At 60.1% G+C, this 23,156-nt stretch carries 17 protein-coding genes and 4 tRNA genes; 6 read left to right on the top strand and 15 right to left on the bottom strand.

Annotated elements, in window-relative coordinates; genetic code table 11:
* Nucleotides 1–57: 57 nt before the first annotated feature.
* A complete protein-coding gene (locus tag ACVWVP_RS22195) occupies nucleotides 58–2,097 on the bottom strand; it encodes an NADPH-dependent 2,4-dienoyl-CoA reductase (protein ID WP_259175316.1) in 2,040 nt (679 codons plus the stop codon).
* Between the two features lie 212 nt (nucleotides 2,098–2,309).
* On the opposite strand from ACVWVP_RS22195, the gene ACVWVP_RS22190 reads away from it, so the two are divergent.
* Together ACVWVP_RS22190 and ACVWVP_RS22185 are read left to right on the top strand one after the other, a co-directional pair.
* Nucleotides 2,310–3,440 (top strand): carbon-nitrogen hydrolase family protein, encoded by a 1,131-nt coding sequence (locus tag ACVWVP_RS22190; RefSeq protein ID WP_457408040.1) that lies wholly within the window; start codon nucleotides 2,310–2,312, stop codon nucleotides 3,438–3,440.
* A gap of 4 nt (nucleotides 3,441–3,444) precedes the next feature.
* Nucleotides 3,445–4,479, top strand: coding sequence for an AraC family transcriptional regulator (locus ACVWVP_RS22185; RefSeq protein ID WP_259175318.1), 1,035 nt, complete (start codon nucleotides 3,445–3,447; stop codon nucleotides 4,477–4,479).
* An 8-nt stretch (nucleotides 4,480–4,487) separates the two neighbouring features.
* Here the strand turns inward: ACVWVP_RS22185 and ACVWVP_RS22180 are convergent, their stop codons facing one another.
* Nucleotides 4,488–4,667 (bottom strand): hypothetical protein, encoded by a 180-nt coding sequence (locus ACVWVP_RS22180; RefSeq protein WP_457408037.1) that lies wholly within the window; start codon nucleotides 4,665–4,667, stop codon nucleotides 4,488–4,490.
* A gap of 145 nt (nucleotides 4,668–4,812) precedes the next feature.
* On the opposite strand from ACVWVP_RS22180, the gene ACVWVP_RS22175 reads away from it, so the two are divergent.
* Nucleotides 4,813–5,817, top strand: coding sequence for a transketolase-like TK C-terminal-containing protein (locus tag ACVWVP_RS22175; RefSeq protein WP_457408035.1), 1,005 nt, complete (start codon nucleotides 4,813–4,815; stop codon nucleotides 5,815–5,817).
* A gap of 62 nt (nucleotides 5,818–5,879) precedes the next feature.
* Here the strand turns inward: ACVWVP_RS22175 and ACVWVP_RS22170 are convergent, their stop codons facing one another.
* Complete coding sequence (locus ACVWVP_RS22170; protein ID WP_178920831.1) at nucleotides 5,880–6,350, bottom strand: MarR family winged helix-turn-helix transcriptional regulator; 471 nt, start codon at nucleotides 6,348–6,350, stop codon at nucleotides 5,880–5,882.
* Nucleotides 6,351–6,495: 145 nt separating this feature from the next.
* Between ACVWVP_RS22170 and aceE the strand changes: the two genes are divergently transcribed.
* The gene (gene aceE, locus ACVWVP_RS22165; RefSeq protein WP_457408032.1) at nucleotides 6,496–9,156 is read left to right on the top strand and encodes a pyruvate dehydrogenase (acetyl-transferring), homodimeric type; all 2,661 of its coding nucleotides are present in this window, start codon (nucleotides 6,496–6,498) and stop codon (nucleotides 9,154–9,156) included.
* 1 nt (nucleotide 9,157) lies between these two features.
* Here aceE and ACVWVP_RS22160 read toward each other — a convergent pair whose 3' ends face one another.
* Nucleotides 9,158–9,955 (bottom strand): DUF2242 domain-containing protein, encoded by a 798-nt coding sequence (locus tag ACVWVP_RS22160; RefSeq protein WP_259175321.1) that lies wholly within the window; start codon nucleotides 9,953–9,955, stop codon nucleotides 9,158–9,160.
* Between the two features lie 89 nt (nucleotides 9,956–10,044).
* The gene (locus ACVWVP_RS22155; protein WP_457408028.1) at nucleotides 10,045–10,944 is read right to left on the bottom strand and encodes a LysR substrate-binding domain-containing protein; all 900 of its coding nucleotides are present in this window, start codon (nucleotides 10,942–10,944) and stop codon (nucleotides 10,045–10,047) included.
* A 118-nt stretch (nucleotides 10,945–11,062) separates the two neighbouring features.
* Between ACVWVP_RS22155 and ACVWVP_RS22150 the strand changes: the two genes are divergently transcribed.
* Nucleotides 11,063–12,238, top strand: coding sequence for an MFS transporter (locus ACVWVP_RS22150; RefSeq protein WP_457408026.1), 1,176 nt, complete (start codon nucleotides 11,063–11,065; stop codon nucleotides 12,236–12,238).
* 48 nt (nucleotides 12,239–12,286) lie between these two features.
* Here ACVWVP_RS22150 and ACVWVP_RS22145 read toward each other — a convergent pair whose 3' ends face one another.
* The 10 genes from ACVWVP_RS22145 to ACVWVP_RS22100 all read right to left on the bottom strand — a co-directional run bounded on the left by ACVWVP_RS22145 (nucleotide 12,287) and on the right by ACVWVP_RS22100 (nucleotide 21,909).
* Nucleotides 12,287–14,161 carry a SurA N-terminal domain-containing protein gene (locus ACVWVP_RS22145; protein ID WP_178920841.1) on the bottom strand — a complete coding sequence of 625 codons (1,875 nt, stop codon included), beginning with the start codon at nucleotides 14,159–14,161 and terminating at the stop codon, nucleotides 12,287–12,289.
* 231 nt (nucleotides 14,162–14,392) lie between these two features.
* A complete protein-coding gene (locus tag ACVWVP_RS22140) occupies nucleotides 14,393–14,665 on the bottom strand; it encodes an HU family DNA-binding protein (RefSeq protein ID WP_003174819.1) in 273 nt (90 codons plus the stop codon).
* 148 nt (nucleotides 14,666–14,813) lie between these two features.
* Nucleotides 14,814–17,210, bottom strand: coding sequence for an endopeptidase La (lon, locus tag ACVWVP_RS22135; protein ID WP_178920843.1), 2,397 nt, complete (start codon nucleotides 17,208–17,210; stop codon nucleotides 14,814–14,816).
* 175 nt (nucleotides 17,211–17,385) lie between these two features.
* The gene (clpX, locus tag ACVWVP_RS22130; protein WP_010209414.1) at nucleotides 17,386–18,669 is read right to left on the bottom strand and encodes an ATP-dependent Clp protease ATP-binding subunit ClpX; all 1,284 of its coding nucleotides are present in this window, start codon (nucleotides 18,667–18,669) and stop codon (nucleotides 17,386–17,388) included.
* 112 nt (nucleotides 18,670–18,781) lie between these two features.
* Entirely contained in the window at nucleotides 18,782–19,417 is a 636-nt protein-coding gene (gene clpP / locus ACVWVP_RS22125) for an ATP-dependent Clp endopeptidase proteolytic subunit ClpP (protein WP_017129550.1), read from the bottom strand.
* A gap of 91 nt (nucleotides 19,418–19,508) precedes the next feature.
* Entirely contained in the window at nucleotides 19,509–20,819 is a 1,311-nt protein-coding gene (gene tig / locus ACVWVP_RS22120; RefSeq protein WP_178920845.1) for a trigger factor, read from the bottom strand.
* A 612-nt stretch (nucleotides 20,820–21,431) separates the two neighbouring features.
* A tRNA-His gene (locus tag ACVWVP_RS22115) sits at nucleotides 21,432–21,507 on the bottom strand.
* A 76-nt stretch (nucleotides 21,508–21,583) separates the two neighbouring features.
* Nucleotides 21,584–21,668, bottom strand: a tRNA-Leu gene (locus ACVWVP_RS22110).
* A 56-nt stretch (nucleotides 21,669–21,724) separates the two neighbouring features.
* Nucleotides 21,725–21,800: transfer RNA gene (locus ACVWVP_RS22105), tRNA-His, on the bottom strand.
* A gap of 32 nt (nucleotides 21,801–21,832) precedes the next feature.
* Nucleotides 21,833–21,909, bottom strand: a tRNA-Arg gene (locus ACVWVP_RS22100).
* 275 nt (nucleotides 21,910–22,184) lie between these two features.
* Between ACVWVP_RS22100 and folD the strand changes: the two genes are divergently transcribed.
* Nucleotides 22,185–23,039, top strand: coding sequence for a bifunctional methylenetetrahydrofolate dehydrogenase/methenyltetrahydrofolate cyclohydrolase FolD (gene folD, locus ACVWVP_RS22095; protein WP_178920847.1), 855 nt, complete (start codon nucleotides 22,185–22,187; stop codon nucleotides 23,037–23,039).
* Nucleotides 23,040–23,156: the final 117 nt, after the last annotated feature.

Below are 23,156 nucleotides of genomic sequence, written 5' to 3'. Positions count from 1 at the left end.
CGGGGAACATCTGCATGAAAAAAGGGGCAGTAGTTTAACACCACCCCTCTTCGGCTTTTACAGCTCGGCGGCGAGGCGCGAGCCCTGGTTGATGGCGCGCTTGGCGTCCAGCTCGGCGGCCACGTCGGCACCGCCGATCAGGTGCACGTTCTGGCCGGCGGCAACCAGGCCATCCTGCAGTTCGCGCAGCGGGTCCTGGCCGGCGCAGATGATGATGTTGTCCACCGCCAGCACCTGGGGCTCGCCTTCGGCGCCGATGCGGATATGCAGGCCTTCGTCGTCGATCTTCAGGTATTCGACGCTGTTGAGCATCTGCACCTGTTTGTTCTTGAGGCCGGTGCGGTGGATCCAGCCGGTGGTCTTGCCCAGGCCATCACCCACCTTGGAGGTCTTGCGTTGCAGCAAGAACACCTCACGCGCCGGTGCGTGCGGCTGCGGCTTGATGCCGGCCACGCCGCCACGGGCCTGCAGTTGGGTGTCGATGCCCCACTCTTTCCAGAACGCGTCACGGTCCAGGCTGGTGGAGACGCCCTGGTGCACGAGAAACTCCGACACGTCAAAACCGATACCGCCAGCGCCGATCACGGCCACGCGCTTGCCCACGGGCTTGCGCTCCAGGATCACGTCCAGGTAGCTCAGCACCTTGGCGTTCTCGATACCCGGGATCGCCGGCGTTCGCGGGGCAATACCGGTGGCCAGGATGATTTCGTCATACCCACCGGCCGCCAATTGCTCCACATCCACGCGGGTGTTGAGGCACAGCTCGACATGGGTAGTCTGCAATTTGCGCTTGAAATACCGCAGGGTTTCAAAGAACTCTTCCTTGCCCGGCACGCGCTTGGCGATGTTGAACTGGCCGCCGATTTCGCTGGCCGAATCGAACAACGTCACCTGGTGACCGCGCTCCGCTGCCACCGTCGCCGCCGCCAGGCCCGCAGGCCCCGCACCGACCACCGCGATTTTCTTGATCTGCTTGACCGGCAGGTAGTTCAGCTCGGTCTCGTAGCACGCCCGAGGGTTGACCAGGCAGGTGGTCAGCTTGCCGCCGAAGGTGTGGTCCAGGCAGGCCTGGTTGCAGCCGATGCAGGTGTTGATTTCATCGGCACGCCCGGCCGCCGCCTTGTTGACGAACGCCGGGTCGGCGAGGAACGGCCGCGCCATGGACACCATGTCGGCGTCGCCCTCGGCGAGGATCTGCTCGGCGATTTCCGGGGTGTTGATACGGTTGGTGGTGATCAAAGGGATCTGCACCGCACCGCGCAACTTGGCGGTGACTTTGCTGAATGCGCCACGCGGCACCTTGGTGGCGATGGTCGGGATTCGCGCTTCGTGCCAGCCGATGCCGGTGTTGATGATCGTCGCGCCGGCGCCCTCGATGGCCTTGGCCAACTGCACGATCTCTTCCCAGGTGCTGCCACCCTCCACCAGGTCCAGCATCGACAGGCGGAAAATGATGATGAAATTCGGGCCCACGGCCTCGCGCACGCGGCGCACGATTTCCACCGCCAGGCGCATGCGATTTTCGTAGCTGCCGCCCCAACGGTCGGTGCGATGGTTGGTGTGGGCGGCGAGGAACTGGTTAATGAAATAGCCTTCGGAGCCCATGATCTCGACGCCGTCGTACTCAGCCACCTGGGCCAGCAACGAGCAGGTCACGAAATCCTGGATCTGCTTCTCGATGCCCTCCTCGTCCAGCTCCTTGGGCTTGAACGGGTTGATCGGCGCCTGGATCGCGCTGGGCGCCACCTGCTTGGGGCTGTAGGCATAACGGCCGGCGTGGAGGATCTGCATGCAGATCTTGCCGCCTGCCTCGTGCACGGCCTGAGTCACGATCTTGTGCTTCTGCGCTTCTGCGTCGGTGGTGAGCTTGGCCGCACCGGCGTACACCCCGCCCTCATCGTTCGGGCCAATGCCACCGGTGACCATCAGGCCGACACCGCCACGGGCGCGCTCGGCAAAGTAGGCGGCCATGCGTTCGAAACCACCGGGTTTTTCTTCCAGGCCGGTGTGCATCGAGCCCATCAGGGTACGGTTGCGCAGGGTGGTGAAACCCAGGTCCAACGGGGCCAGCAGGTGCGGGTAGGCAGCAGCGGTCATGGTCAAGCTCCACAACGGATCATCACGGGACGTGACAGGCTCGAATGGCCTGCCATCGGTTTATGTCCCACAGACTAAGAGGCGCTGGACGACGGCTCAATGACTGAAACTGACAAGTTATTGATCCAAATGCACAGCGCCCCTTGGCAAGCCCTGCCATGGGCCCTACCCTAGTCGGCGAACCCTATACACGGTCTGTTGTCTGTTGCCCCATGCGTAAACTTCTTGCCTTCACCGTCACCATGGCCCTGGTTGCCGCCGTCGCCGCGTATCTGGTCTGGACCCAGGAGCGCCCCGTGGCGCATTACCTGTCGGACCTGCGCATTACCCTGGCCGTGAATGAAGGCCTACCGGCCGATCGGGGCAACTTGCTGGGCATCCAGCCGGAGCTGTTCCCGGCCGACTACCAGAGCCTTGAACGCCTGCACCTGAAGCTCGCGGCTTATCTGCAAAAGGCCCGGGACCAGGGGCTGATCAATCAGAAAACCATCGTGGTGCTGCCCGAGCACATCGGCACCTGGCTGATGCTCAGCGGCGAGAAAAACGAGCTGTACCAGGCCACCCACCTTAAAGATGCAATGAACTGGCTGTCGGCCAGCAACCCGTTCCTGTTTGCCCGTGCCTGGATCGCCGCCACCGGCGATAACCGTACCGACGACGCCTACCTGCGCATGAAGGCCAAGGGCATGGCCCGCGACTACCAGGCGCTGTTCGGCGGCCTGGCCAAGGAATTTGGCGTGACCCTGGTGGCCGGCTCCATCGCTTTGCCCAACCCAAGTGTTCAAGACGGCCAACTGCAGGTGGGCCATGGCGCGCTGTACAACGCCAGCCTGGTGTTCGGTACCGACGGCCTGCCCGTTGGCCAGCCGCAGCGCCAGCTCTACCCGATCTACGACGAGCGCGGGTTTATCGAACCGGGTGATGAAAACATCGTCAGCGTGGTGGATACCCCGGCCGGTCGCCTGGGCGTGCTGATCGGCAGCGACAGCTGGTACCCGGACAACTACCGCAAGCTCAACGAGCAAGGCGCGCAATTGGTGGCGGTGCCGGCGTTTGTCATCGGCCGCGACACCTGGGACCGCCCGTGGCGCGGCTTCAAGAGTGTCTCGACCCCCACCGAAATCAGCCTCAAGCCCGAGGAACTCAGCGAAGGCGAAGCCTGGCGCCGCCTGACCCTGATCAGCCAACAGCCGGTCAGCCAAGCCACCGCCGGCATGAGCGTGTTCCTGCGCGGACAATTCTGGGACCTGGGCACCGCCGGCCACAGCTTCCTGAGCAGCAACGGGCAAGTCACCGCCGACAGCGGCACCCGTGGCGCACGCTTGCTGAATATCTGGTTGTGACACCGTGAAGCCCGTACGCCTGGGGGATCTGTCGGTCGGCTTCGTGCAGGCCCTGGCCGATGCCGTCCACAGCCATGGCTTGGACCCACAACCGCTGCTGCTGCAATACGGCCTCGACCCGGCGCGCCTCGCCGAAGCCGGCGCGCGTTTGTCGATCCCGCGCTACATGCGCCTGGGCCATGCGGCCATCCAGCTCACCGGCGCTCCCAGCCTGGGTTTGCGCATGGGCCAGCTCAGCCGCCTGAGCCAGGCTGGCCTGGCGGGTGTAACGGCCGCCCAGGCGCCCAACGTGCGGGAGGCGGCACGTGCCCTGACCCGTTTCGAGGCGTTGTACGGCTCCAACTATCGCGGGCAGTCGAGCTTTCATGAGGATGCCGAAGGCGCCTGGCTGCGCTTCTATTCCATCAGCCCCTACAACGCCTACAACCGCTTTGTGGTGGACTCAATCATCGCCGGCTGGCTGCACCAATTGTCGAGCCTGGCCCAGCAGCCAGTGCAGGCACAGCGCATTGATATCGAGTTTGAAGCGCCAGACTACAGCGAAGACTACAGCGTGCTGGGCGATGGTCCGCTGCACTTCGGTGCCGAGGCCAACCAACTGCGCCTCAGCCAGCACACCCTGGCCATGCGCAACCCCCAGCACTGCCCCAGTACCTGGCAGATGCTGCTGCAATTATGTGAACGGGAATTGGAGCAGTTGACCCGCACCCGCAGCCTGCGCGAGCGCATTACCCGGTTGCTCGGGCCGATGCTCAATGGCGGCCGGGAACCCGACCTGGAAGAGGTGGCGGCACGCTTGAAGCTGCCAACCTGGACGCTGCGCCGCAAACTGGCCGAAGAAGGCACTCAGTTTCGCGCAATTCTCAACGATACCCGCCGCGATTTGGCCATGACCTACATTCGCGACACGGAACTGGCGTTTGGCGAGATCGCCTACTTGCTCGGTTTTGCCTCGGCCCAGGCGTTTCAACGGGCGTTCAGGCGGTGGAACAACCAGACCCCAGGGGAATTTCGCCGCAGTCAACGGCATTCCGCCTGAAGTCGGTCTTACAGCTCGGTGGCGTCGTCGGCTGGATCCAGTGGATCCATTTCAAACGCGTGGTACTCCAGCAGCTCTTCTTGGTAATCGTCCATGGTGGACTCCTTTTCAGGTTGAAAGCGTTCGCAGATAAATGACCTGCAAACCCAGCCTAAAGTGCCGTGATGACGAAAAAATGTCGACGCCATGACGTTCCTGCACTTCAAGAATAAACGTAGCAGCGTTGGGATGATTTAGCACTCGCGATTTGAGGCGCTATTGCAATCATTGCAATTGCAATCGTATGAGTTTTTCCTTTAGGGTATGGGCATCCACCATCAGGGGGCTCGACCCATGCCCGCTTCAACCGCGCTTTCGGCGCTGCTCTGCATCGATGCATTGAATGCTGCCGGGCAGCCGCGCAACTCACCGCTGTCTACCGTCATGGCCATGGCCAATACGTTGGAGTCCAGCCGTCATGCCTGGGTGATTCGCGGCCAGTCACACTCACGCCGTGCGAACAGTTGGCCGGTTTGGTTCGGACGCAACACCGCGGAAAAACCGCTGTTGTACCTGCACAGTGCCGCGTCTTCTGCGCAGTTGTGTGCACTCTCGGACCAGACGGCGCGGCGTGGCATCCTGTGCAATAGCATCGAGAACCAACTCTCAACCTGGCCCAAAGGCGCACAACCTTCACTGCCGTTGTGGCTCTCTACCCATCCCCATTGCACCCCGTATGACCCGGCTTGCGCAGAAGAAGCCCGCGCGATTGTGCTGGAGGGTCTGCGCCGGCTGTATGTCGACGGCATGCCCGGTTTTTATTACCTAGCGCTGCATGACCATGAGTACTCCATGCCGCTCACTGCCCGGCAGCGCAAGAGCGCACTCAAGGGGATGTACCGGATCACGCCTGACGGCCCGGCTGAGGTGCGACTGCTCGGCGCGGGCCGGGCGCTGGAAGCGGTGATGCACGCTGCGCAATTGCTCAAACAGGATTGGAATATTTCGGCGCAGGTGTGGAGTTGCCCCAGCTATACCCGCCTGGCCCGTGAAGCGGCGGCGGCCGAGCGGTGGAACCGCTTGCATCCTACAGCGCCCAGGCAGGGCTGCCATTTGCGCGATTGCCTTGGTGACAGCCAGGGTCCAGTGATAGCCGTGACCGGCTACCCGCAGGCGATTGTCGATCAGTTGGCCGGGTATGTGGATGCCCGGTTTGTCGCGCTGGGCGCGGGGACGGTACAGGTGTCGGCGCCGAGCCGGTATTGGATCGTGGTGTCGGCGCTTCGGGCGCTGGCGAATGAAGGGTGCATTGATCTTCAGCAGGTGGAAACAGCGATGGCCCGGTACCCCCTCGAATGAACTGGAATGCGTTTAATTGTGGGAGCTGGCTTGCCTGCTCCCACAGTGGATCTCCACCGGGGTCAGGATTTGCGCCGGGTCCTGGGCTGCACACCTGCCTCCATCGCCAACCCCGCCGTGCGCTCCAGGGTGTCGGCAAACAGCTGGCGCTGCTCCGGCTCGATCTGCGAGAGGAACAGCTCATCCACGGTGCTTTCGTAGATCTTCCACATCTTTTTACGCAACACCCGGCCAGCGTCGGTGATCGAGGCAAACGCCGCACGACCATCACCCTCGGAACGTGAACGCACCACCAGGCCGTCCTTTTCCAGGCGGTCTACCAGCCGGGTCAGGTTATAGCGCTCGATCGCCAGCACATCGGCCAATTCGTGCATGCGGCGGGTGCCGTCGGGGCCGCTTTCCAGGCCCCACAAGGCGTCATACCAGGCATAGGGCGGCAGGCCAGCCTCGGCCAGGCGGCGTTCGATCTCACGGATGACCGTCCTGTGGGCCCTGACAAAACGAAACCAGACATCAGGCTCTTTCGACGACATGCAACACCATCCGGGGGTTTTCAAGAAGGTTGCAATAGTACCTCATCCCGCGCTAGATTCCGGCATGTAGTTGCAATTGCAATTACTTTTGCAGCACTCCCACAAAGAGCCTGCCGCTTGAAATCTGCCTACCCTGGAGCCGCACATGACCACGAATCACGCAGTAAGACCGGACAACGATCCACAGGAAACCAGCGAATGGCTGGAGTCCATCGAATCGGTGCTGTCCACCGAAGGCCGCCCGCGTGCGCACTACCTGATTGATCAGTTGCTGGATTTCGACGTAGCGCGGCATGGCGACTTCCACGGGCGGGTGACCACGCCCTACGTCAACACCATCGCGCTCGAACGCCAACTGCCCTACCCCGGCAACCTGGCCATCGAGCGCCGTATCAACGCGTTTATCCGCTGGAACGCCATGGCCATGGTGTTGCGCGCTGGCAAACACTCAGGCGTGGGTGGGCATATCGCGACCTACGCGTCAGCCGCCGTGCTGTACGACGTAGGCTTTGACCATTTCTTCCGTGGCCGCACCGACACGTTCGACGGCGACCTGGTGTATATCCAGGGCCACTCCTCCCCAGGCATTTACGGACGCGCCTACCTTGAGGGGCGCATCAGCGAGGCACAGCTGGATAACTTCCGCCGCGAAGCCGGTGGCGAGGGCTTGTCGTCCTACCCTCACCCTCGGCTGATGCCGGACTTCTGGCAGTTCCCCACCGTGTCCATGGGCCTGGGGCCGATCACTGCGGCGTACCAGGCGCGCTTCATGCGCTACCTGGAACTGCGTGCGCTCAAGCCGCACCAGGGCCGCAAGGTGTGGGCCTTCCTCGGTGACGGCGAAATGGACCAGCCGGAATCCCTGGCCGCCATCTCCCTGGCCGGGCGCGAGAAACTCGACAACCTGATCTTCGTGGTCAACTGCAACCTGCAACGCCTGGACGGCCCCGTGCGCGGCAATGCCAAGGTGATCCAGGAGTTCGAAAGCCTGTACCGCGCCGCCGGCTGGAATGTGATCAAGGTGATCTGGGGCGGCGGCTGGGATGCGCTGCTGGAAAAGGACAAGAGCGGCCTGCTGCGCCAACGCATGATGGAATGCGTCGACGGCGACTATCAGAACTACAAGTCGCAGAACGGCGCTTATGTGCGCGAACATTTCTTCGGCAAATACCCCGAGTTGCTGGCACTGGTCGCCGATATGTCCGACGACGATATCTGGAAGCTCTCACGGGGCGGGCATGACCCGGACAAGGTCTACAACGCCTACGCGGCTGCCATGCGCCACAAAGGCCAGCCGACGGTGATCCTGGCGAAAACGGTCAAGGGCTTCGGCATGGGCGAAGCCGGCGAAGGCCAGAACATTAACCACCAGCTCAAGAAGATGGGCGCCGACGCCGTCAGGGCCTTTCGCGACCGCTTCGACCTGGACGTGGCGGACGACCAGCTCGACCAGATCCCCTACCTCAAGCCAGCGCCCGACAGCGAAGAAGCGCGCTACTTCGCGGCACGCCGCCAGGCGTTGGGTGGCTACGTACCGGCGCGTCATAGCGCCGTCGAGCCGTTGCAGATTCCCGAACTGAGCGCGTTCACCACCCAACTCAAGGACACCGGCGAACGCGCGATCTCCACCACCATGGCGTTTGTGCGCATCCTCGGCACCCTGCTCAAAGACCCCAGCCTGGGCAAGCTGATCGTGCCCATCGTGCCGGATGAATCGCGTACCTTCGGCATGGAAAGCCTGTTCCGCCAGATCGGCATCCATTCTGCCGTCGGCCAGCTCTACACCCCACAAGACGCCGGGCAACTGAGCTACTACAAAGAGAGCAAAGACGGGCAGATCATGCAGGAAGGCCTGAACGAGTCCGGCGCCATTTCCTCGTGGATCGCAGCGAGTACGTCCTACAGCAACCACGGCCTGATGACCGTGCCGTTCTACATTTTCTATTCGATGTTCGGCTTCCAGCGTGTCGGCGACCTGGCCTGGGCGGCCGGTGACGCACGGGCCCGTGGCTTCCTGCTGGGGGCCACGGCCGGGCGTACCACGCTGATGGGCGAAGGCTTGCAGCATGACGACGGCCACAGCCATATCCTGTCGTCGGTGATTCCATGCTGCGTGTCCTATGACCCGACCTATGCCTACGAGCTGGCGGTGATCATTCGCGAAGGCATGCGGCGCATGTACGTCGAACAGGAGGACATTTACTACTACATCACCCTGCTCAACGAGAACTACCCACACCCGGCCATGCCCGAAGGTGTCGAGGAAGGCATCCTCAAGGGTATGTACAGGCTGACAGCCAGCCAACAGCCACAGGTGCAGTTGATGGGCAGCGGCTCGATTCTGCGGGAGGTGATCGCCGCCGCCGAATTGCTCGAAAAGGATTTTGCCGTACGCAGCAATGTGTGGAGCGTGACCAGCCTTACCGAGTTACGCCGTGACGGGCACCAGGTGGAACGTTGGAACCTGCTGCACCCGCACAGCGAGCCGCGTGCGAGTTACGTGGAGCAGTGCCTGGCCGGCCAGCCTGGGCCGGTGGTGGTGGCGACGGACTACATGAAGCTGTTCGTCGACCAGATTCGCCCCTTCGTCAACGGCCGCCGATTTGTGGCGCTGGGCACCGACGGTTTCGGGCAATCAGACACCCGGGAAACCTTGCGTGCGTTCTTTGAAGTGGACCGGCACTTCATCGTGCTGGCGGCGCTGAAGGCCCTGGCGGATGACGGCGTGATTGGCCGGGATAAGGTGGGTGAAGCCATCAGCCGCTACGGGATCGACGTCGACAAGGCCGACCCCGTAGCGGTCTGAGTCACTGCGCAGGCGTTGGCAGGGGCGGAATCGCTTCTGTCGGCGCCGGCAGGCTTGGATTGGTCGGCGCGGGTGCCGGAGCAGGCTCCTCGTGAGGCACCACGGGTGCCGGCTCGGCAGGCGGCACCACAGGCTCGGACGCAGCAGGAGCAGCCGGTGCGGCGGGTTCTTCCTTCGGCGCCTCGACCTTCTCGGCAACTGGAGCAGCCTTGGGTTCCGGCACGCCCAGGTCGGCCTTGGGCTTCTCGGGAATATGTTCGGCCTGCTTCACTTCCTGCGGCAGGAACACATCCACCAGGGCGAAGTAACGTTCGTAGAACTTCGGCGCGGAGACAGTCTCGCTCGCCACTTTCACCATCGAATCATCGGTGGAGCCGATCGGCATCGACACCGACCCCAACACGCCGACGCCCAGGCTCGCGGAGTTGTTGACCTTCTTCAGGGCATAACGGTCCTGCAGGGCGTTGGCAAACATCGTCGAGTGATTGTTGCCCTTGCCATCATTGGCGCACACCACGTTGAAACTGATCTGCATGTGGGTTTCGCCGGTCTGCTGGAAGCTCTTGTTACCCACCACCAACTTCGGATCGCTGCTGGTGATGATGTAACCCTGGCTCAACAGCGCACGACGCGCCGCCTCACAGGCAGCCGCATCGCTGACCGGGTAATCACGGGAGAACGTGCCGGAGTCGTCGAAATTCTCATGTTCATAAATAGCGGTCTTGGGTGACGAGCAGCCCGCGGCGCCCGCCAGCACCAGCGCCAACCCGAGGTTACGCAAGTGAAATGATGTCGACATCGAAAATCCTGAGAAAAACAGTCCGGCCGGTATTGTGCAACAGAACGAGGCCTTGGCGCGCGGATTCCTGTCGGTAAAACGTCACAGACCTACGCACCGGTGCCTGCAGGAAATAACCCTGCGCACATATGCTCAATAAACACGCGCAGTTTGACCGAGGCATGACGGCTGGAGGGCCACAACATCCAGAAGCTGCCGCGATGTTCCAGGTAATCGTCCAGTACCCGCTGCAGGCGCCCCTCCGCCACGGCTTGCTTGACCATATAGTCCGGCAGGCAGGCGATGCCCAAGCCTTCGTGTACTACATGGTTGAGTGACTCGACGGTGGTACTGACCAACGGCGCGCGCAACACCGGCTCTGCGGCGCCAGGCTCGAGGCGCAAGGGCCAGGGCTCCAGTTTGCCGGTCGCGCAGAACTTGTGGCGCAGGCAGGCATGGCTGTTCAAATCCTGGGGCTGCTGCGGCGTGCCGTGCTCACGAAAGTAGGCCGGGGTGCCCACCAGCACCAATTGATAGTGCCCCAGGTGACGTGCCATCAGTCGGGAGTCTTCGGGCTTGCCGGTGCGAATCACCGCATCGAACCCTTCTTCGATCACGTCCACCATGCGGTCAGAGAAATCCACATCCAGTTCGATCTGCGGATAGGCGCGCATGAAATCGCTGAGTACCGGCATCAACAGGCCGCGCACTTGCGGCACGCTGATGCGCAATTTGCCGCGGGGTGTGGCGCTGGCCTCCGTGAGCTCACGCTCGGCAGCCTCGACCTCTGCCAGGATGCGCCGCGAGCGCTCCAGGAACAACGCGCCCTCCCCGGTCAGGGTGATGCTGCGCGTGCTGCGGTGAAACAAACGCACGCCCAAGCGTTCTTCCATACGCGCGATGGTTTTGCCGATGGCCGAGGACGACACACCCAGCACACGCCCGGCGACGGTAAAACTGCGAGTCTCGGCCACCTGCACGAAGACCGAAAGGCTGCCCAGACTGTCCATGACAGGGTCCTTATTGATTGCGGACATCAGCGTCCGATAAGTTCGGAACCTTAGCCTGTTTTTCCGTTGACCACAGCCCCCTACTCTGCCGCCTTGCCTTTTGCTTGGATAGAGCGCGATGACCTCACTGACCGAATCTCCCGTGACCACCCAGCGGGACACGTTGCCATTGGGCGGCCTGCTCGCCCTGGCGAGCGCCGGGTTTATCACCATCCTCACCGAAGCCATGCCTGCAGGGCTGCTGCCGCAGATGGGCGACGGCCTCGGCGTGTCGCCCGCGCTGGTCGGCCAACTGGTCACCCTGTATGCCCTTGGATCACTGCTGGCGGCCATCCCGTTGACACTGCTGACCCGAAGCTGGCGACGCCGACCGTTGCTGCTGGTGGCCATCGGCGGCTTTGCATTGGTTAACAGCGTCACTGCGCTTTCCAGTCACTACGGGCTGACCCTGGTGGCGCGCTTCTTCGCGGGTGTGTTTGCCGGGCTGCTGTGGGCGCTGCTGGCCGGATATGCCAGCCGGATGGTGGCGCCCCACCTGCAAGGCCGCGCAATTGCGGTAGCGATGCTCGGGGCACCGTTGGCACTGTCGCTGGGGGTGCCCGCTGGCACCTTCCTCGGCGCGGCCGTGGGTTGGCGCTTGAGTTTTGCAATCATGACCGGGCTCACGCTACTGCTGCTGATCTGGGCGCGCCTGCAACTTCCGGACTTCGCCGGCGAACAGGCGGGTAAACGCCTGGGGCTGCATGAGGTAGTGGCGTTGCCGGGTATTCGTCCGGTGTTGTGGGTGACCTTTACCTACGTGCTGGCGCACAACATTCTCTACACCTACATCGCCCCGCTGCTGGTGCCTGCGGGCATTGCCACCGATGTAGACCGGGTGCTGCTGGTGTTCGGCCTCGCCGCGTTGTTAAGCATCTGGCTGGCCGGTGTGTTGATTGACCGATGGCTGCGCACGCTGCTGTTGATCAGTTGCGCACTGTTTGGCCTGATCGCCTTGGCGCTGGCGTTCTGGATCAAGCAGCCGGTGATCATCTACCTCGCCGTGGCGCTGTGGGGCCTGGCATTCGGCGGGCTGCCGGCCCTGCTGCAAACGGCACTGGCCAAATCGGCCGGCGAGTCGGCGGATGCCGCGCAATCGATGCTGGTGACCGTGTGGAACCTGGGCATTGCAGGTGGCGGGTTGGCGGGCGGTGTGTTGCTGCAGGGCTGGGGCGTCTCGGCCTTTGCCTGGGCGGTGGTGTTGCTGATGTTATTGGCCTTTGCAGGCGCGCTGAAGACCGCGCGACGCCCATAAAAAAGCCCCCGGTCTTTTCAGGCCGGGGGCTTCTTGTTCAGGCGTGCATCAGAACTTCTTGATGTCAGCCTTGGCTTCCAACTGCTTGCGGTACGCCGCGAAGTCTTGCTGGCCAATACGGGAGGCGAGGAAGCGGCGGTATTGCGCTTTCTCTTCGTCCGTAGGAGCAGCCGCCTCGTTGACGCCGTTCAAGCGTACGATCACCAGGCTACCGTCAGCCAGGGTCACGGTGGTGAAGGTCGGCTTGTCCTTGGCCGCAGGCTTGGGCATGCGGAACAGTGCTTGCAGCACGGCCGGGTCAATCGCTTCCTGGTTGCGGGTAGCCGCTTCGGTAACCTTCCAGGCCTGGCCGTCGATCGGCTGGTTCAGCGGGGTCTTGCCATCACGCAGGCTGGCGATCAACTCGTCAGCATGGGTCTTGGCCGCCGCGCTGGCGCGCTCCTTGGTCATCTGGGTGCGGATTGCCGCAGAGACGCTTTCCAGCGGCAGCTGCGTTGGCTTCAAGTGCTCTTTGGCACGCAGCACGATGATGGTTTCCGGGTCCAGCTCGATGGCCGAACTGTTGGCACCTTCATCCAGCACTTCCGGGCTGAACGCTGCGGTCACCACGGCACGGTTGGCCGCAACACCTTCGCCACCTTCACGGCCGAATGGCGCGGAGGTGTGCACAGTCAGTTTCAGGTCAGCAGCGGGCTGCGCCAGGTCGGAGGCTTCGAATGCCGCGTCTTCCAATTGCTTGGTCGCTTCGACATAACGCTGTTCAACCTGTTGGGTCTTGAGCTCGCGGGTCAGCTTGTCTTTCAGGCTGGCGAACGTTGGCACTTGCGGTGCCTCAACGCCGAGCAACTTGATCAGGTGCCAGCCGAACGAGGTGCGTACCGGTGCCGATACCTGGTCCTTGTTCAAGGCATACAGGGCAGTTTCGAAGTCCGGGTCGTAGACGCCAGGGCCGGCAAAACCGAGGTCACCGCCATTGTTGGCCGAACCCGGGTCCTGGGAGAATTCCTTGGCCAGGGCTTCGAACTTCTCACCCTTGGCCAGGCGTGCCTGGATCTCTTCGATCTTGGCCTTGGCTTGCGCCTCGGTGACCTTGTCGTTGACTTCAATCAGGATGTGCGCGGCACGACGCTGTTCAGCGAGGTTGGCGGTTTCTTTCTGATAGGCCGCTTGCAGTTCATCGTCCTTGACGGTGACCTGGTCGAAGAAGGAAGACTTCTTCAGCTCCAGATAGTCGATGACCACCTGGTCCGGGGTCATGAACTCTTTGGCGTGCTGGTCGTAGTAAGCCTTGACCTCATCGTCGGTGAGTTTCACCGCGGCAGGGTTGGCCTTGAGATTGACGGTGGCGAAATCGCGGGTCTGTTTTTCCAGACGGGCGAATGCAAGCACTTCGGCGTCAGTCACAAAACCACTGCCGGCGATGCCTGCGCGAACCTGGCCGATCAGCATTTCCTGGGTCATCATCTGACGGAACTGCATACGGCTGTAACCCAGCTGACGGATCACCTGGTCAAAGCGTTCGGCGTTGAACTTGCCGTCCACCTGGAATTCCGGAGTCTGCAGGATCACCTGGTCCAGTGCCGCTTCAGAGAAGCCGAACTTGGAATCCGCCGCGCCTTGCAGCAACAGTTTGCGATCGATCAGGCCCTTGAGGGCCGCGTCGCGCAGCAACTTTTCGTCCAGCAGGGAGGCATCGAAATCCTTGCCCAGCTGTTGCATCAGCTGACGGCGTTGCATATCGACAGCGTTGCTCAGTTCGGTCTGGGTGATCTCTTCACCGTTGACCTTGGCCACGTCCTGCTTATTGTTGGTCGAAGCCTGGAAAATGGCCTCGATACCGGTAAACGCCATCAATGCGACGATGATCCCGATAATGGTCTTGGCAATCCAGCCTTGTGAATTGTCCCTGATATTCTGCAGCATGCGTCCCCCAGAAACGGTTGAACTTCAAAAATTAGGCAACCGTGGAGCGTGGGTAGAGTCCGGATAGAAGAAAGGCGCATCCGAGGATGCGCCTTCTCGTAACTGGCGGAGCGGACGGGGGTTTGAACCCACACCCCCGGCGTGGCGACCCGATGGATACTTGGGTCAGCTACCGCTCCGCTGCCAGGCCGGACCTTCGTCCGACCCGGGTAGGTAAGGCTTGAGCGAAGCTTAGTTAACGGCTTCTTTCAGGGCTTTACCGGCTTTGAAACCTGGTTTCTTGGCAGCAGCGATTTGCAGTGCTTTGCCAGTCTGTGGGTTACGGCCAGTGCGAGCTGGGCGATCAGTCACAGAGAAAGTACCGAAGCCTACCAGTACCACGGAGTCGCCGGCCTTCAGAGCGCCAGTGACGGATTCGATTACTGCATCCAGCGCACGGCCAGCAGCAGCTTTCGGGATATCAGCGGATGCAGCGATAGCATCAATCAGTTCCGACTTGTTCACTCTAAGTCCCCTTATATATCTATTGAGTATGATTCTAAGTTTTTTGGTGAAAGCAAAAACCAGTGCTGAATGGCCTACAGACACTTAAGAGCCGCTTTATAACAAGGGCTCTAAAAAGCTGTCAAGGAAGCCACCAGGCTTAATCGCATTAATGCGTGCTAATTCTTTCCTTGGAATCAGACTCGCGTTTTTCGTCCTTTGTGACTATCTCCGGAGCCACATCCGGCAAGGGCTCCGGCGCGTATTGCAGCGCAATTTGCAGGACCTCGTCAATCCATTTAACCGGTTTAATCTGAAGATCCTGCTTGATGTTGTCAGGAATTTCCTTCAAGTCGCGAACATTCTCTTCCGGAATGATCACGGTCTTGATACCGCCCCGATGTGCAGCCAGCAATTTCTCTTTCAAACCACCGATCGCCAGTACCTGACCACGCAGGGTAATTTCACCCGTCATGGCCACGTCAGCGCGTACCGGAATGCCGGTCAATGCCGACACCAGGGCCGTGCACATGCCTACGCCAGCGCTAGGGCCGTCTTTCGGGGTAGCCCCTTCCGGCATGTGGATGTGAGTGTCGTGCTTCTCGTGGAAGTCCAGGGGGATCCCCAGGCTCTTCGCGCGGCTGCGCACCACGGTCTGCGCGGCGGTAATGGATTCGACCATCACATCACCCAGTGAACCGGTCTTGATCAGTTGGCCTTTGCCAGGGATCACCGCCGCTTCGATAGTCAGCAATTCGCCGCCCACCTGGGTCCACGCCAGGCCAGTGACCTGCCCTACCTGATCCTGCTGTTCGGCCAGGCCGTAGCGGAATTTGCGCACGCCGAGGAAGTGCTCCAGCGAGTCGGCTGTCACCTTCACCGAGAAGCGTTTTTCCAGTGCGTGTTCCTTGACCGCCTTGCGGCAGATTTTCGCGATCTGGCGCTCCAGGCCCCGTACTCCGGCCTCACGGGTGTAGTAGCGCACGATGTCGCGAATGGTCTCGACCTCAAATTCGATCTCGCCCTTCTTCAGGCCATTGGCCGAAATCTGCTTGGGCGCGAGGTATTTGACGGCGATGTTGATCTTCTCGTCTTCGGTGTAACCCGGCAGACGAATCACCTCCATCCGGTCCAGCAATGCTGGCGGAATGTTCATGGAGTTGGAGGTGCACAGGAACATCACGTCGGACAGGTCGTAGTCGACTTCCAGGTAATGGTCGTTGAAATTGTGGTTCTGCTCAGGATCGAGCACTTCCAGCAACGCCGACGCTGGATCGCCACGCATGTCGCTGCCCATCTTGTCGATTTCATCGAGCAGGAACAGCGGGTTGCGCACGCCAACCTTTGTCATCTTTTGAATCAATCTTCCTGGCATCGAACCGATGTAAGTACGGCGATGACCACGAATTTCCGCTTCATCACGCACACCACCCAGGGCCATGCGCACGAATTTGCGGTTGGTAGCGTTGGCAATGGACTCGGCCAGGGAAGTTTTACCCACACCAGGCGGACCCACCAGGCACAACACCGGGCCACGAATCTTCTTCACGCGCTTTTGCACGGCGAGGTATTCGAGGATGCGTTCTTTGACTTCTTCAAGGCCGTAGTGATCGGCGTCGAGAATATCCTCGGCACGCGCCAGGTCCAGGCGCACCTTGGTCTGGGCCTTCCACGGCACCTGCACCAGCCAGTCGATGTAGGAGCGCACCACAGTGGCTTCGGCCGACATCGGCGACATTTGCTTGAGCTTGTTCAGCTCGGCGGTGGCCTTGGTCAGGGCGTCTTTGGGCAGGCCCGCGGCATCGATGCGCTTTTTCAGCTCTTCGATTTCGTTGTGGCCTTCCTCGCTGTCGCCGAGTTCCTTCTGAATGGCCTTCATCTGCTCATTCAGGTAGTACTCGCGCTGGCTGCGTTCCATTTGTTTCTTGACGCGACCACGGATGCGCTTCTCAACCTGCAGCAGGTCGATTTCGGCATCCAGCAAGGCCAGCACGTGCTCGACACGGGCCGACAGGTCGATGATTTCGAGGATGTCTTGCTTCTGCTCGATCTTCAGCGCCATGTGCGCGGCCATGGTGTCGACCAGGCGGCTTGGCTCATCGATGCTGTTGAGGGAAGACAGGACTTCAGCCGGGACTTTCTTGCCCAACTGCACATACTGCTCGAACTGCGAGAGCAGGCTGCGAACAAACACTTCGGATTCGCGCTCAGGGGCTTCGACTTCGTCGATCAGCGCCACCTCGGCGCGCAGGTGGCCATCCACCTCCATGAAACGCTCCACGGCGCCCCGCTGCTCGCCTTCTACCAGCACCTTGACGGTGCCATCAGGCAGCTTGAGCAATTGCAGGACAGTGGCAATGGTGCCGACGCGATACAGGGCGTCTTCGCCTGGATCATCATCAGCAGGATTCTTCTGGGCCAACAGCAGGATCTGCTTGTCGCCCGTCATCGCGGCCTCGAGGGCTTCGATAGACTTCTCGCGCCCCACGAACAGCGGGATAACCATGTGCGGATAGACGACGACATCACGCAACGGCAGGAGAGGCAATTCGATGGTGGTCTTCATGATTTCGCCTCTATGACAGATGAAAAATAAGCTTGAAACCAAGATGGGGGCTGCATGCAAAAAAAACAAGCGCAATGCCAGCAGTTAAACGCATGAATCAACGCTAATTAAAAAACCGCCCCAAAAAACAAGGGGCCCCGAAAGGCCCCTTGCTTGCTCTGCGACTGCAAAACGCTTACGCGTCCGGTGCAGCCTTGGCAGCCGGCTCACTGTTTTCGTAGATATACAGTGGCTTGGACTTGCCTTCTATAACGCTTTCGTCGATCACCACTTTACTCACCTCGGACTGCGAGGGGATTTCGTACATGGTGTCGAGCAAAACGCCTTCGAGGATCGAACGCAGGCCACGTGCACCGGTCTTGCGCTCCAGCGCCCGTTTGGCCACGGACTTCAGGGCGTCGGTGCGGAACTCGAGGTCCACGCCTTCCATCTCGAACAGCTTGGCGTATTGCTTGGTCAGGGCGTTTTTCGGCTCGGTGAGGATCTGGATCAAAGCCGCCTCATCCAATTCGTCCAACGTAGCCAGGACCGGCAGACGGCCAACGAATTCCGGGATCAGACCGAACTTGACCAGATCGTCAGGCTCGACTTCACGCAGGGACTCGCCCACCTTCTTGCCTTCTTCCTTGCTGCGCACTTCGGCACTGAAGCCGATGCCACCCCGGGTGGAGCGCTGCTGGATAACTTTTTCCAGACCCGAGAACGCACCGCCACAGATGAACAGGATGTTGCGTGTATCAACCTGAAGGAATTCCTGCTGCGGGTGCTTGCGGCCGCCTTGTGGCGGTACGGAAGCGACCGTGCCTTCGATCAGTTTCAACAGGGCTTGCTGCACGCCTTCACCGGAAACGTCCCGGGTGATCGACGGGTTGTCGGACTTGCGCGAGATCTTGTCGATTTCGTCGATGTAGACAATACCCATCTGGGCCTTCTCTACGTCGTAGTCGCACTTCTGCAGCAGCTTCTGAATGATGTTCTCGACGTCCTCACCCACGTAGCCAGCCTCGGTGAGGGTGGTGGCGTCGGCGATGGTAAACGGAACGTTCAGCAGGCGAGCGAGGGTTTCTGCAAGCAGGGTTTTACCCGAGCCTGTAGGACCGATCAGCAAGATGTTGCTCTTGCCGAGTTCAACTTCGTCGCCTTTCTTGTCACGCTGGTTCAGGCGCTTGTAGTGGTTGTACACCGCTACGGCCAGAACCTTCTTTGCACGCTCTTGACCAATGACATACTGGTCAAGGATGCCGCTGATTTCTTTAGGCGAAGGCAATTTATGCGCACTGCTCTCGGCCTGGGCTTCCTGCACCTCCTCACGGATGATGTCATTGCACAGGTCGACGCACTCGTCGCAGATAAACACCGAGGGGCCGGCAATCAATTTGCGTACTTCATGCTGGCTTTTGCCGCAGAAGGAGCAATAGAGCAGCTTGCCGTTGTCCTCGCCGTTGCGGGTGTCAGTCATTCGTTCGATCCAAATCCGATAGGCTTGCAACACAAGATGAAGGCTTATGCGGGCTTTTTCAAGCCCGCCAGTGGTCGGACACGCCGACCAGCCCTATTTTGAGCGGCTTATATTAAGCGGGGCGCTGGGTAATCACTTCATCGATCAGGCCGTATGCCTTGGCAGCTTCGGCACTCATGAAGTTGTCGCGATTGGTGTCGCGCTCGATTTCTTCCAGGGTGCGCCCGCTGTGCTTGGCCATCAATGTATTGAGGCGCTCGCGGATGAACAGGATTTCCTTGGCGTGGATCTCGATGTCCGACGCCTGCCCCTGGAAACCGCCCAGTGGCTGGTGAATCATCACGCGCGAGTTGGGCAGGCAGAAACGCTTGCCTTCGGCACCTGCGGTCAGCAGGAATGCGCCCATGCTGCACGCCTGGCCGATGCAGGTGGTCGACACGTTCGGCTTGATGAACTGCATGGTGTCGTAGATCGACATGCCTGCAGTGACCGAACCGCCTGGGGAGTTGATGTAGAGATGGATGTCCTTGTCCGGGTTTTCGGCTTCAAGGAACAGCAGCTGCGCACAGATCAGGTTGGCCATGTAGTCCTCTACGGGGCCAACCAGAAAGATCACTCGCTCCTTGAGCAGGCGCGAGTAGATGTCGTAGGCGCGTTCGCCACGAGCGGACTGCTCTACAACCATCGGGACCAGGCCGCCAGCGGCCTGGATATCAGAGTTCTGCTGAATATAGGAATTACGGAACATGCTCTGCAGTTACTCCCAAATAGTCATGTCTTGAAAACGCATAAGCCAGCGCGAGGCTGGCTTATGGTTGAATTTCCAACGAGTTGGACAATCAGTCGGCTTGTGCTGCTTCCGCCGGTTTGACTGCTTCTTCGTAAGAGACCGCTTTATCGGTCACCTTAGCCTTCTGCAGAACAGTATCCACAACTTGTTCTTCCAGCACAACCGAACGTACTTCGTTCAGTTGCTGGTCGTTCTTGTAGTACCAAGCCACGACCTGCTCAGGCTCCTGATAGGCCGAAGCCATTTCCTGGATCATTTCGCGAACGCGATCTTCGTCAGGCTTGAGGTCGAATTGCTTGACCACTTCAGCCACGACCAGGCCCAGCACAACGCGGCGCTTGGCTTGCTCTTCGAACAGCTCGGCCGGCAGTTGGTCAGGCTTGATGTTGCCACCGAACTGCTGAACCGCTTGAACGCGCAGGCGATCCACTTCGTTGGACAGCAGGGCCTTAGGCACTTCGATCGGGTTGGCGGCCAGCAGACCGTCCATGACCTGGTTCTTGACCTTGGACTTGATGGCCTGGCGCAGCTCGCGCTCCATGTTCTTGCGAACTTCGGTGCGGAAGCCTTCGATACCGGTTTCCTTGATACCGAATTGAGCGAAGAACTCTTCGTTCAGCTCAGGCAGCTTAGGCTCGGAAACGCTGTTGACGGTCACGGTGAACTCGGCGGCTTTGCCAGCCAGGTCCAGGTTCTGGTAGTCAGCTGGGAAAGTCAGGTTCAGAACGCGCTCTTCGCCGGCTTTGGCGCCAAGCAGGCCGTCTTCGAAGCCAGGGATCATGCGGTTGGAACCCAGCACCAGTTGAGTGCCCTTGGCGGAGCCGCCAGCGAATGCTTCGCCGTCAACCTTGCCAACGAAATCGATGTTCAGCTGGTCTTCGTTCTGGGCAGCACGGTCGGCCACTTCAAAACGGGTGTTCTGCTTGCGCAGGATTTCCAGCATGTTGTCCAGGTCCGAATCAGCTACGTCAGCGCTCAGGCGCTCTACGGCGATACCGTCGAAACCGGCAACTTCGAACTCTGGGAACACTTCGAATACGGCAACGTATTCCAGGTCCTTGCCAGCTTCCAGGGACTTAGGCTCGATCGAAGGCGAGCCAGCCGGGTTCAGCTTCTGCTCGACAACGGCTTCGTAGAAGGAAGCCTGGATCACGTCACCAATCGCTTCCTGGCGCGCATCGGCACCGAAACGGCGCTTGATTTCGGTCATTGGCACTTTGCCTGGACGGAAACCAGCGATCTTGGCCTTTTGGGCAGTCTGCTGCAGACGCTTGTTGACCGCAGTCTCAATACGCTCTGCCGGAACGGTGATGCTCAGGCGGCGCTCGATGGCAGTAGTATTTTCAACAGAAACTTGCATGGATATTCCTCGTTGCACAGACGTTAGCCGGCCGTTTCCGACCCCAGAATCAAGGGCATGCATTCTAGTGGGTCAAACTCAAGAAGTCACCCTACTGAAAACGGGTAGAAAAACAGCAGGCCATTTATAGGTTCAAGTGCACGCATGCACCTCATCCCGTTAGCAAATACAGCTCATCACGCCAGGGCTCTGCCTCAACCCTTCTATATATAGAAGAGCCTGGAAACACGCCCCTGACCGCTGGACTTGCACGCAAGACCAGCGGGTACGGCGGCAGCATCGAGACACACAAATACGACGAAGCGCCCTACCCTGAAAACTCGAAACACTTAAACAAAAACGGCACAGCCCCCGTTTCCAGGTACTGTGCCGTCTTCGCTATTAAATAGCTGTACTGATCCGGAAATAGCCCTGAATCAGTTCCACACGCTCAAAACCGGCAACGATTCTAACGCCAAGGCATTGAGAATGCTTGTTTTTTTCTGGACGTCAATCACCACCTGACGGGAATCCAGGCCCATACAAGGACATTCCCACCTCTGTAAGCACGACAGAGCCTTTTCGGGACGCAAAAAAAAGCGCCAGATCATTGACCTGGCGCTTTTCCGAATATGGGGTGGACGATGGGGATCGAACCCACGACAACAGGAGTCACAATCCTGTGCTCTACCAACTGAGCTACGCCCACCATATTGCATCAACAAAGAACTCGAACAGCTTCCTTGTCTGGCCTCACCCTGCCCGAAGACCAGGTAAAGCTTGATTGGTGCGGATGAAGAGACTCGAACTCTTACGCCTCGCGGCGCTGGAACCTAAATCCAGTGTGTCTACCAATTCCACCACATCCGCGCTTGAAGCTCTTAAAGCAAAGGCGCCAGATGTTTAATCTGGCGCCTTTCGAAATATGGGGTGGACGATGGGGATCGAACCCACGACAACAGGAGTCACAATCCTGTGCTCTACCAACTGAGCTACGCCCACCATATTGCGCTACTTGTGCCAAAGCTGCCTAATGGCGCACCCGGCAGGACTCGAACCTGCGACCATCCGCTTAGAAGGCGGATGCTCTATCCAGCTGAGCTACGGGCGCCTTATTAATCTGTACTCTTGGAGGATTACAAACTAAGTGCTTCCAGCCTTGCAGAACAACCATTCTGCTCGACCTTCTTAACCAGTGCTAGGCTGTGCCCGACAAGTGCGACGAATAGTATAGAGGGCCTGGAAACCCGTCAAATCTTTTTTGAAAAAAATTCATTTTATTTAAGGGGTTAGGGCAATTTGCTGACCAAGCGCCTTTGCCCTCACGTCCTGGCATGCGAGAATGCGCGCACTTTTCTTCCCCCTCTCGATGGTTAATCACGCGTAATGACTGCACAACTTATCGACGGCAAATCAATCGCCGCCAGCCTGCGCCAGCAGATCGCCAAACGCGTCACCGAGCGTAGCCAGCAAGGCCTGCGTACGCCCGGCCTCGCGGTGATCCTGGTCGGCAGCGATCCTGCCTCTCAGGTTTATGTCTCGCACAAGCGTAAAGACTGTGAAGAGGTCGGCTTTATCTCCAAGGCCTACGACCTGCCTTCCGAGACCACCCAACAGGCCCTCACCGACCTGATCGACGGCCTCAACGATGACCCGGCCATCGACGGCATCCTGCTGCAACTGCCGCTGCCCGAACACCTGGACGCCTCCAAACTGCTGGAGCGCATTCGCCCCGACAAAGACGTGGACGGCTTCCACCCTTATAACGTCGGCCGCCTGGCCCAGCGTATCCCGCTGCTGCGCCCGTGCACCCCTAAAGGCATCATGACCTTGCTGGAAAGCACCGGTGTCGACCTCTACGGTCTCGACGCCGTCGTGGTTGGCGCCTCCAACATCGTGGGTCGCCCAATGGCCATGGAGCTGCTGCTGGCCGGCTGCACCGTGACCGTCACCCACCGCTTCACCAAGGACCTGGCGGGCCACGTCGGCCGCGCTGACCTGGTGGTCGTGGCCGCCGGCAAGCCGGGCCTGGTCAAGGGTGAGTGGATCAAGGAAGGCGCCATCGTGATCGACGTGGGCATCAACCGCCAGGAAGACGGCAAGCTGGTTGGCGACGTGGTGTACGAAACCGCCCTGCCCCGTGCCGGCTGGATCACGCCGGTACCCGGCGGCGTTGGCCCGATGACACGTGCCTGCCTGCTGGAAAACACCCTGTATGCCGCAGAGACCCTGCACGGTTAATAACCAGGCGTACTGAAAAAGCCCTGCCTTATCGCAGGGCTTTTTATTGTCCGTAAAAAACCCTTTTTTTCTTAGTTTTTAAGAACTTTCGTCCGGCTCTAGAAGAACATTCGACAG

Source organism: Pseudomonas sp. TE24901, assembly GCF_054058375.1.
Note: the sequence above shows the minus strand (reverse complement) of the source record. Positions and strands in the feature narration are given on the sequence as shown.